This window comes from Saccharomonospora sp. CUA-673 (genome assembly GCF_001942305.1).
Classification (GTDB): domain Bacteria; phylum Actinomycetota; class Actinomycetes; order Mycobacteriales; family Pseudonocardiaceae; genus Prauserella.
The window spans coordinates 1-10673 of record NZ_MKKE01000065.1 but is presented as its reverse complement, the minus strand read 5'-3'; the positions used below and the strand labels follow the sequence as shown (position 1 = coordinate 10673).

Sequence of the window (10673 nt, the reverse complement as noted above, 5' to 3'; positions counted from 1 at the left end):
CCGCCGGCGTCGCTCACTCATCGTCGTCGAGTCCTCCTGCGCCCATCATCGGGCATCGGACTCTCACAACAACCGGACCACCACCCGGGGATCAGGTCACACCCGTTGGAGAACGTCGACCGGCTAAACCCTCGGCCCGGACTGCGCCGCTGGGTCGCCGTCAATACAGCGACAGGCGAGCGGTCGAAGTGGAAGGAGGCGTGGGCGAGTCTCCACCACGACGGCTCAGCCACACTCGCGGCCGCCGTCGGCGGACACCGCACGGGCGGCGACAGCTACTCCGAGGGGTCGCAGGTGCAGTCGACGACGATCGAATGCTGCATCGCCGATCTCATGGCGCTCGTTCGCGCTACCGCTCAGGCGACCGGCAACGACGAATACGATGTGCAGGTCGGAATCGTGTGGACCGGTGGAGAACCACTGACCATCCTGACGACCGACAACTACGGGCTTCCGTACGACGGCGTCTCCACTCCACTGCACCGGTACACACCCGTAACAACCACCGTGAACGCAGCCGCGTCAGATCTCGACTACTACTGGTATGTCCACGATCTCGCCCAAGACTGCGTGAACCAGGGCGGCATCTCGAATGTGCACATGATCCGACCGCCCGAGCAGTAGCCGCGGAGGCCACCGGTACGCAACACCGGGCGTCCAACAGATCCCAGTCCGCACCCCGTGCGCTGAGCTACAAATCGTCGCGCCAAGAGTTGTCGCGCCGCAGCAGAGCCATGCCTGTCGCTTCCTGCGGCAGTCGGGTCCCTGAGATGAGGACGTTAGCGGCCTGAGGGCGGAGTGTCGAGGGTAGCCACGCGACCCGCCGTTCCGCATCCAGCTGGTCGACTGGTTTGGGGGCTGGACGTTGGTCGGAGTGTTGCAGGAGGAGGCGATAGAGTCCGTGAGCCGGGCGGATGGGTGGGAGGCCACTAGCAAGGGTTGTTGCGTTGGCACGCTGCGGGATCGTCAGCCCGTCGTCATCGAGATCCCCGTAGTAGGCGATGTCCCGTACACCGGTAAGCCGTGCGACGCGGGCGGCTGACGCTTCGAAAGCATGTCCGCCGCCGAATGCCACGTAGCCAATGTTCCCAGGGTTGGCTTCCAGCAGTGTGGTGATCGTTTCAAAGGTGTCGCTGTTCTCGATGACCAACAAAGTGTTGCCGCCGCCGAGGCGTTCGTAGGCTAGCGGTGGTGGGATTCGTTCGGTGTGCAGTGTGTCTAGGCGCAGGCGACCGGGCGCGAATAGCGTGGTGGCGATGAGGCTGTCGAGACGCTTCTCGTCACCAAAGATCTCAAGGGAGCGCTCACGCATGGGCACGATGCTCCGCCGTTCAGAGTCACCGTCGGTATCGCGTAGCCATCGGTTGATGAGCTTCAGGACTTCGATCTGAGATGGGGTCAGGTTCTCCGCCGTCGCCCAGGACAGTTCGCGGCGCCACACGATCGCGGCAGTTGTGCGAGTAGTGGTCGGTTTCGGTGTGGACGTGGGCGAGGGGAGGCGAAGCCAGCGCGGTAGCGGCGGCTGGGCGTTGTCCCATCCGTCGCGACCGCGTGGGAGTTGAACCAGATGATGGTCGGCCAGTTCGTCGAGCAGAGCTGACAGCACGGGACGGCCTTGCGTAGTACCGGCGGTGGCTGGACAGGCCTGAGCAAACGCTGCAAGTATCGCGTCGTGCTCGGCGCGTCGTTCCGGCCGTCCGTCGAGGACAGCGGACAGATGGGTCGCTGATTCTGATAACGGTTGCCACTCCGCTGCCTCGTAGCTCGCGCTCACCGCTCGTCGGCCATCTCGTTGTGTCCTTCCTCGTACGCAACGTCACCGGGCTCCGAAGCGATGGTGGAGGCTTGATCCTTGACCAACAGCCGGGCGGCAGTGATTTGGCCTGTGACAGGATCGTCGTCAGATAGGTGCTCGCCGACAACCCGGTCGGTGACGTGCAGATGCCTGGTCCCGGTGCGCTGATCAGCATCGTTCCGTAGCCGAATGCACAGCGGGAAGGTGGCGAGGACCCGGTCTTCCATACTTCCGGTGGTGTAGATCAGTTGGACGCCGAGGGCCGCGGCCATGTTCATCTGCAGGGTCAGCAGGTAATCGGCGCTGGCTTTGCCAATCGGGTTGTCGAGAATCAGCATTCCGCCCATACGGTTGCGGCCGGCGGTGCTTCGTGTGCTGCTGCGGAGTGCGGCGAGCGTGCAGTACAGCATGATGGCGCCGGTGAGTTCCTGGCCGCCGGAGAACACCTTTCCCATGTCGCTGATGGAGGTGTACTCGGCGCGGCCGGCGGAGTCGGGTTTGAGGATCTCCACTTTGAAGTCGCGTGGTACGGCTGTACCAACGCAGCGCAAGACGAGGTCTCGTCCAGGTAGGGCCGCCTGCTTCCGGGCGTTCTCGTCCAGAGTATCGGCGATGCGGCCAGCGAGGACGTGTGCGTCCGGTTTGCTGAATCCGATCTTCAGGATCTTGTGCCGAGCCCATTTTCCGGCTGTGTCGGGAAGGCGGGAAAGCCGCTCTGCCTTCTCCACCAGGCTAAGGCCTCGCCGACATGATGTTGGAGCTGGTCGATCAGGAGTTGTCGGTGACGCTCGGAGTCCTCTAGGTCGGTGGTCAGGCTTGCGGCCCGCGCGGCCAGCTGCGTGGCCCATTGGTCGGAGCGCTCGATCAGGGCCGTCTTGTCGATGTCGGTGAGTTGCTTGTAAACCGGGGCCTTGAGCTCGGCGAACCGGTTCTGGTTCGCAGCATCACGGAAACCGGCGACAGCCTCGTGAACGCCTTGATTAGCCTCCCCCAGTCGTTCTGATGCCTCTGCATATGCCCGTGTCGCTTCGTCAACAGCGCGTTGGGCGTCTTTAGCCGTTCCCGTGAAGGGTTTTACGTCTGAGGGAAGGTCGAGCTTGCGCACCGTGTTTTGGAGGCTGCCGTGGATGAGTTGCATCTCGCGGGTTGAGGCTTGAGCACGTGCGAGCTGAGCAGCTGCGGATTGGTGCGCTCCGTCGGCCGCGTCGAGGTCAGCCTGAGCGTCGTTGAGCGCGGCCGCCGCCCGCTCGGCAAGGGCCGCACCGTGGTCGAGGTTCGATGGTGTCCATTCGGCGTCCAAGTTGGCCCACTGGGTCTCCCCCGGCGGACTGGCTGCGGTCGTCTCACCCTGCAGGCGGCCGATCTCGCGGGTCAGCGTCTCATGTTCGGTTTCCAACGCTGCGACGGCGCGGCCGAGTCGCCGCTTCGCCGCTTCGCGGGATTCCTCGTTACCCGCCTCTGACGTCCCGGTGAGAAGTCGAGCGCTGGCGACGATGTGGGTGGGCTCGTCCTGTAGGGCCGCGTCGGCGATCGACATCTCGCTCTGCGCGGTATCGACGCGTTGCCGCAGATCTTCGCCGACTTCGACGGCTTGGAATCCGGCTACAGCGTTCTCGTAGGCGATCTCGAGCGCTGTAAGGTCCCCGTCATCCACATCGGCGTTGGGCACCTCATTGCCAACAACCACCGTCTTGAGTCGCTGCACGTACACTGCGGCGTCGCGCCGGTACGATTCTGCTTGGACTGCGGATTCCGTCGCTTGGTTGCGCAGTGCCTCCGCTTGTTGGCGGCGCTCGCCTGCGTCGTTGCGGTACTGGTTGGTTTGCGCGTCGAGTTCAGTGATCTGTCGGCGACACTGGTCGGCTTCGACGAGGTCGGCGGCGAGCTGCGTCATCGATGCTGCGATGTTGACAGCGTCGACAGCGGCCGCCTCGGCGTCTTTCAGCACGATGACGTGCTCGTCAAAGGCGCTGACACTCTGCGTGTGCGCCTCATGGGCGGCGTCGAGGGCGACCTTGGCATCGGTGGCATCAGCCGCGGCTGTTTCGGCTGCCGACCGCAGTCGTTCCACGTCGCCTGCCGGGTGGTCGCGAATCCAGGTGTCGAGCCGATCGCGTAGCTGCTGCGCGTGCGCATGGCGCTCGGCAAGGTCGGCGATGGTGACGTTGCGATCTGCCATGCGGGCCTCGACATCGCTCCGGAGCTCGGTAGCAGCCGCCGGATCGTGCATGGCGGGCGTTGGCTCCACCACGAAGCCCGCTCCGGTTGCCGCCGGCCCATTCCCCAATGACTCGGCGGTAGTGACAAGGATGGCGGCGCCAGGTAGCGGACGTGCTTCGGTAAGTACTTCCTGCGCGGTAACCAGTTGGGTTTCGTCTGTGACGACGATGCCATCGAGGAGTGCGGGATTGGCTTGGATGGCCTCGCCATGCAGGCGGGGGTTCACGACTTGTTCGAGAGCCCGCCAGCCCGGGGTGGCGTCAACACCGTGCTCGCTGAGGAGTTGCAGCAGGTGTTCGACCGTTTCGCGTGGCGGGAGAAGCGCGTCGTCGTCGACGGTGAGGGCATCGATCAGCCGTTGATCGGTTTTGTTGTCGGCGTTCAGGGCATCGAGTTGGTCACGCGTTGACGCCTGGATGGCCTCGGCGTGACCTCGTAGCATTGGCGCGTTCGTCTCTATCCACAGTGCGGCGTCGCCACCGGGCACGCCCTCGTCGTGGTTGAGTTCGGCAAGCTCTCGCACGAGCTGTTCAGCGGCGAGTTCGCGCGCGGCGGTGTCCAGCTTGCTTACTGCCGTTGCAGCCTCCTCGGCTGCTTTACGGGCAGTGATTTCGGGTTCGATCAGCTGGTTGGCCGCTTCACCAAGTTGGCGGATTTCCAGTTCAAGGTGCGTGTGGGCATCACGCAGCCGTGCTGCCTTCGCAGCGCCCTCCTCTGCGTTGCTTCGTAGGCGCGCATCGGCGTCGGGAACTGTCTCGTCGTTCTCCAGGAGGCCAGCCTCGCGCGCCTGTTCGACGCGGGTCTGCACGTCTTCGACTTGTGCAGTCAAGTGTTGCACGGTGACACTGTTCTTGGTGGCGTGCTGTTCGCACGTGCTGGCCGCGCGATCTGCCTTGGCGGCCGCCGCCTTATCGTTCACCTCGCTGTCGGCGAGCTCGTTTGCCTGCTGCCTGCAGCGCTGCTCAGCATGCTGCAAAGCTCCGGCAAGCTGCGCTCCCGCGCGATCACGCAGGAGCTGGGCCGCCCCGGCCGCACGTTCGGCCTGGTCCAGCAGCTCGCTGGTGACCCGGTACTTCTCGTGCGCGGTGTTCGCCTCCAAGACCTTGGGGATTAGCCTCCACGCATCGAGCTCCGCGCGCTTATCCGTGAGACTCTGTCCAATTTCCATAGCGCGGGAGCTGGCATTATCTACGCGAAGCGCGAGGGTTCTACGGATGACTTCTTTGTTGCGCGCATCGGCGTGATCACGCCGCTGTTGTCGCTCGTGAAGCGTCGTTTTCGTCGTTTCCAACTCGCTACGATAGCGTGCCAGCTCTTCCTCTGATTTCTGGACTGACACCTGTATCTCGGAGGCCACCCGGCCCAGGGTTGTCTCGGCCGCCTGAGCTGCCGTGGTTGTCGAAACCTGCTCCGCGCGGCACGTCGCCAACTTCTGCGCGGCCTCCGCCATGGCCGTGGAGAACTCGCGTTCCAGCAACATCTGTTCACGCTGACCGATTTTCTTGGCGTATGCTCCGAACGTGTCGCCCAGGTCCCCGTATTTTTCGGTGTCCAACGCTTTGCTCAGGAGCCATTCCACGAACTGGCGGCCGGTGGTGGTTTTGAACGCTTCTGCCGCATCCCCCTCATCGACGTTCATCGCCTGTTGCACTGCGAACAGATCAGGCTCCAGACCAAGTCTGCGCAGATGCTTCTCCCACTCGCCTTGACGTGTCTCCGATGCCATGTTGAGCGACGTGTCGCTGCGGTCGAGTCGCTTGAGCGCATCGTGGAAGGCATTGAGCGTCAGTCGGCGACGGTTCTCCGCGAATGGCAATGTCGACAGGGTCGTCCCCGCGGTGGGGTTGAGAGAGTAGAACAGTCGATCCACCCGTCCATCGCGCCCGGTGCGAGCGCTTGGCCGGTCAGCAGCGTGCCTCCGTCGCGGACATTCACCCATTCCAAGACCACGTGCGAGGGAGATGTCGTCGACACCACGTACGCTCGCAACGCCTCTCGACCTTTTCTGGACTGTCGCTCGGGCAGGACCGTCGACAGCAGCATCCGGATGAACACTGACTTCCCGCCGCCGTTCTCCAACACCAACAACGTCGCCAGCGAGGGTCGGCGAATCAGCTGGCTCGGCGACGGGATCAACGCGCCAGCGGCGATGGGCGGGCCACCACCCGATAGGTCCAGCAGGACGTCGTCGTAGCGCGCTCCGTTCGGGCCGATGTTGTACAGGCGCGCGCGGTTAAGCTCATACATCTCTGTGATCAGGCTCCTGGCTCGGCGGACGGCGCGCTCGCGGCATCGGGGGTGCCGCTGGACTGTGGTTCCGGCGTGGTGAAGGTCGGTTTTCCATCGGCGGCCACGGTCACGCCGAGTGCGGCCAGTTCACCAAGCATCTTCTGGCCAGCCAGTTCCCGCACCTGAATCTGATAGCGGGCCGTCGTTGTATAGGTTCCGCCGTTTTCCGTGCTCGCGCGCCGCAACATGCCATTGTTCGTGAGGTACTCGGCTACTCGCTTGATGATCGCGCGTCTACTTTTGGAGTGGGCTCGGTCATCGTCGGTGAGACCCACCGGGTTCCGACGCTGGTAGTAGCGCCACAGTTGGATTAGGTCTGGCTGGTCGGCGGGAACCCCATCGTCGTCGCCGGCCTCGATGGCTCGGCGTTCCAGTTCCGTCGTGGCATGCTCGACCATTTCATCGACGTGCCGGACCGTGACTCGGCCAACGCGGGTCTCATCGTCAAGGTCCTCGGGGCGGTAGAACGCAAGTGCCGCGATGGCCAGGTGAGCCAGTGCCGCGATCGGCCGGTCAGCAGGCTTGGTGATGTGCTCGGTGACGCTGGCCGCGAAATGTGTCTCGGCGGTCGCCCCGAGTACAAGTCCGGCCCGCGCGTTCACAGTAACGACGGTGAGATCGAACCCCCGTGCTGCTGCGTGCAGCCGTTGCGCGAAAGCCGGTTCGGTATGGCAGCGTTGCACCAAAGTGGCATACTCGGTATTGCGCGGCGGCGTCAATCCCGGTTGGAAACCGAAGGACAGCAGCCTACTTACTGCGGCCGTATCGTCGATATCGCTCATGCTCGGTCGGCCTCCGTTGCGTCGTCGTTCGAAGGAAAGATCGGTACTGAGTAGCGTGTTAGCAGCAAGTCGTTGCCGGCAAAGGTCTCGTCATCCAACATGCGCGCATCGGCCGATGCCGCCAAGATCGTATCGGTCTCGGGGCTATGCCGTGGCGCGCCGAACAGGCCCAGCACGTGCAGTGCCAGCAGGTGATCGATCCGCCCTCGACCAGTCCCACCCATATCCGTGCCGCGTGCCAGCGTAAGCAGGGTTGACAAGCGAATCCCGTCGGCATCGGCGCGCCGCAGCAGGGATTCAACAGCTGCGTACTGCTGGTCCGAAAACGTGTCGTCGTCGCCGCGGTCACCGAATACTGGGTCGATAATCAGGCCGTCGTCGCTGTCATGCTCGGCCGGCAACGCCATAAGGTTGGCCACCAAGTCGGGGAGGTAGATGACCGTGGGGCGATGTGGTGGAACGGTCGCCGTAGCGAACTCGTCTATCAGCGGATAGGCCTGTTCCATCGACAGACACAGCACCGGTTCCAACAGCTGGCGGCCGATGTCGACGTAGGATCGACGGGGCGGCGGAACGAACGTTTGTCGTTCCTGTTCCGCGCGGAACCTGTCGCCGATCTCCTGCAAGTTTGCTTGCAGCGCAGCGTGTCGTTGCAAACATTCGTCAAGAATCTCAATCAGCTCGGCAGCCTGCCCTGGAGCGGCGTCCTCGGTACTGTTCTCCATGATCTGGACCAGGTTGTCCTTGATGGTGCTCTCAGCCTTGATGGGCTCCTCGATGTGATCTAACGCTTCGGTCTGCACATGCTGCACATCGCCTATCCAATCCACCGAGCGGATATCACGACGCATTCCCTCCAACTGCGTACGAATGTGCTCGGCGTACTGCACAGTGCGGCGCAGTGCCATCTCTGCGGCACGATGGGCATCGACCAGCCGTCCACGGCCCACCAAGGCTTCCAGTTTGGCGTCCGCAGCAACTTGCTCAGAAGCAATATCGATATCGACTGCTCCTACCAGAACCGCGATTGCTTCATTCGAAGTACGCAGCCGCGGCTTTCCATCAGGTCCCGCGACTTCACGTAACAATTTGAAGGAGTAGATATGGGAGGTGTAAGCGTCGTCGACAACGACGCCGTAGACATGATTGAAGCCGCGGTCAACCGTTCCCACGTTCACCAGGCTGTCGAGAACCCAACGTGCCACATCGACATGTTCATCGCGATCACGCTGTGGCATCTGCAGCTCCGCCACACGCGCCACTGCAGCCACGACGTCCTCGTGCTGGGCACCGTCGTCGAAATCCATTCTCAACGTGACCGTGTCGATCGCGGCAAGGGCCAGCTCCTCCATCTGGTAAGGCGCCCAGTCGCCCGATGTGAGCAGTGCCTTCCGGCGCTCCAGGTCAAGGACAGGGGCGGCCACGGCGAGCGCTTTTACCCGCGTCGCCAGGCCCAGCGTGTCGCGTCCCCGAACCCCAGCGTCCGACATTCGATTCACCTCGCTTCACAGATCGGCATCGCCAGGCCGCATTGCCCGCACACTCAGCCACGGCCATATTCAGCGGCGTAGGCCTTCTCCAGTTCGGTGGCACGGTCTTCGTCGCATGTGTGGCCTGGACGTTCGGGGTCGCAGCGCAGTTTCAACAGGCGGGATCGAATCGCACCAGGCGTCCGCCCATAGTCGGACGCGATCTGCTCACGTCGTGTGGCGGCGGCCCCCGCGGGATCGGCGGAGAGCCACTTCTTACGTAGGTCGGTGTCCTCATCCGCAGTCCACCGAGCATGGGAGTTCCCCATGCGGCTAGAGCCGGGCGACGAGCTACGGCCGGCAACCGCCCGTGTCCGCGTACGCACCGGCAACACAGGCCATGTCTCTGCACAAGCCCGGACATCCTGGGCCTTTGCTCGCAGCCGCCCAGCCGAGACGTGGTCACCGCGTGCTGCCGCATCTGCCGCTCGCCGATCGCGTTCGTCGGCATGGGCGTTTTCAGTGGCCCGATACCACGCAGCCTGGGCCTCGTGCAGGACAAGCGGCACTGGGGAACCCACGTCCGCTGGGAACACCCTGGCCATCTTCCACGCAAGACGCGCCGCAGCTAAGGCATCACCTGAACTGGTGTGGGCTCCCTCGAGCAGTACTCCGTAATGCCCACACACGTCGTTTAACGTGCGCCGCTGCTCACGTCCAGGGTCGAGGTGGCGATCAATGCACAGTGGGTCAACCACCGGCCCCGACAGCGACAGGCTGCGACCATGGTGCCGGGACATCTCGGCATCCAACAGAGTCAGATCAAAGGCCGCGTTATATACACACAGCGGGACGACAGGCGTCCACACCTCCCCCAATACCGCAGCCACCTCGCCAATGACTTCGGCTGCGGGGCGCCGTCCCGACGGGCTGTTTCGGTACTGATGCCGTGAATGGCTGTGGCCTCGACGGGAATCTCGACCTCGGGGTCGGCCAACCACTGCCACGTCTTGACCTCACGTCGCCGACCCGGCGCTGTAGGCCCGATCATCACGACGGCGGCTGAGACTAGCCGAGACCGATGTGGATCGACGTCCGTCGTCTCCACATCCATCGCTGCGATGGCTCCATCAGCCCATGACCTTACGGATTCGTCCATGTTCGCGACGTAACCACATGGGTCCGACAGTTTGGCTCAGTCCGAGCAGACGTACAACAAATGGACGCATACCGCCGGCGCACACCCGGCGAACGAGAGACACCCTCTGTTGATGGCTCTTCCTATCTGAGGTGGGGGTGAGCGAGTCCGCCGCCGATGAGCAGCATGCGTAGCCGGTAGCTGTCGCGGTTGCGGAAGCCGCGAGCAACGCGGCGGTGGAGCTCGATGAGGCCGTTGATCGCCTCCGTGCCGCCGTTGTTCGCGCGGCCCGTGTCGAAGTAGGCGAGAAACGCCTTCCGCCACTGCTTGAGCGTCTTCCCGAGGCGCTTGATCTCCGGGATCGGACAGGTCGGCAACAAGGCGAGGACCTTCTCGGCGATCCGCCGTCCCTCCACTGGGCTCTTGGCCTTGTAGGCCGACCGCAGTTGTTGGGCGCACAACCACGCCACGTAGACCTCGTCGTGGCGTTCGTCAGCGGCGATCGCCCTGTCCAAACGGGCTCGTTGGCGGTCGGTGAGCTTCTCCTCCCCACAGCGCAGGATCGTGCGGATGCCGTAGAACGGGTCGTTCTTGCGGCCGCGGCGACCGTGGATCTCCTGCTGCACGCGGCGACGGACCTCGTCGACGGCCTGGGTGCCGAGCTTGACGACATGGAAGGCGTCCAGGACCGCGACTGCGTCCTCGAGCTGGTCGTCGATGGCGTTCTTGTAGCCGTGGAACGGGTCGAGGGTGGCAACCGCGACGCCGTTGCGGAAGTCCTCCCCGCGTTCTTCGAGCCAGTCGCTGTAGGCCTTGCCCGACCGGCCCGGCACGAGGTCCAGCAGCCGTGCCCGTGGCGTTCCGTCAGCGTCGGGTGTCAGGGAGCAATGCTTGAAACCTGTGGATGGCCGGGAGGGCGTACCTTCCCGGTGACCGGATGAAGGTTCCAAGCATGGCCGACGCGCCAACGTCGGCCGGGA

Annotated in this window: 8 protein-coding genes; 2 read left to right on the top strand and 6 right to left on the bottom strand. The window is 63.8% G+C overall.

The window, feature by feature from the left end:
* The first annotated feature begins 294 nt into the window (after positions 1-294).
* Positions 295-624: a hypothetical protein gene (locus BJF85_RS29190; protein WP_222844637.1), complete on the top strand. Its 330-nt coding sequence runs from the start codon at positions 295-297 to the stop codon at positions 622-624.
* A gap of 67 nt (positions 625-691) precedes the next feature.
* Here BJF85_RS29190 and BJF85_RS22310 read toward each other — a convergent pair whose 3' ends face one another.
* From BJF85_RS22310 to BJF85_RS22300, 3 genes are all read right to left on the bottom strand, one after another.
* Positions 692-1606, bottom strand: coding sequence for a Wadjet anti-phage system protein JetD domain-containing protein (locus tag BJF85_RS22310; RefSeq protein WP_222844636.1), 915 nt, complete (start codon positions 1604-1606; stop codon positions 692-694).
* A 164-nt stretch (positions 1607-1770) separates the two neighbouring features.
* Complete coding sequence (locus BJF85_RS22305; protein ID WP_139320794.1) at positions 1771-2523, bottom strand: hypothetical protein; 753 nt, start codon at positions 2521-2523, stop codon at positions 1771-1773.
* Positions 2454-5885 carry a hypothetical protein gene (locus BJF85_RS22300; protein WP_075849984.1) on the bottom strand — a complete coding sequence of 1144 codons (3432 nt, stop codon included), beginning with the start codon at positions 5883-5885 and terminating at the stop codon, positions 2454-2456. The genes BJF85_RS22305 and BJF85_RS22300 overlap by 70 nt, the downstream gene beginning before the upstream one ends.
* Before the next feature lie 177 nt (positions 5886-6062).
* Between BJF85_RS22300 and BJF85_RS28205 the strand changes: the two genes are divergently transcribed.
* A complete protein-coding gene (locus BJF85_RS28205; RefSeq protein WP_158057084.1) occupies positions 6063-6209 on the top strand; it encodes a hypothetical protein in 147 nt (48 codons plus the stop codon).
* A 61-nt stretch (positions 6210-6270) separates the two neighbouring features.
* Here the strand turns inward: BJF85_RS28205 and BJF85_RS22295 are convergent, their stop codons facing one another.
* The 3 genes from BJF85_RS22295 to BJF85_RS22285 all read right to left on the bottom strand — a co-directional run bounded on the left by BJF85_RS22295 (position 6271) and on the right by BJF85_RS22285 (position 10643).
* Entirely contained in the window at positions 6271-7086 is an 816-nt protein-coding gene (locus BJF85_RS22295) for a hypothetical protein (RefSeq protein ID WP_075849983.1), read from the bottom strand.
* Positions 7083-8576: a hypothetical protein gene (locus BJF85_RS22290; RefSeq protein ID WP_075849982.1), complete on the bottom strand. Its 1494-nt coding sequence runs from the start codon at positions 8574-8576 to the stop codon at positions 7083-7085. Before BJF85_RS22290 ends, BJF85_RS22295 begins: the two co-directional genes overlap by 4 nt.
* Positions 8577-9836: 1260 nt before the next feature.
* Entirely contained in the window at positions 9837-10643 is an 807-nt protein-coding gene (locus BJF85_RS22285; protein WP_255375856.1) for an ISL3 family transposase, read from the bottom strand.
* Between the last annotated feature and the right edge of the window lie 30 nt (positions 10644-10673).

What these genes read in the sequence shown, in the direction of transcription:
- BJF85_RS28205 (WP_158057084.1), top strand. Translation starts at nt 6,063, where the DNA reads ATGAACACTGACTTCCCGCCGCCGTTCTCCAACACCAACAACGTCGCC.
- BJF85_RS22295 (WP_075849983.1), bottom strand. Translation starts at nt 7,086, where the DNA reads ATGAGCGATATCGACGATACGGCCGCAGTAAGTAGGCTGCTGTCCTTC.
- BJF85_RS22290 (WP_075849982.1), bottom strand. Translation starts at nt 8,576, where the DNA reads ATGTCGGACGCTGGGGTTCGGGGACGCGACACGCTGGGCCTGGCGACG.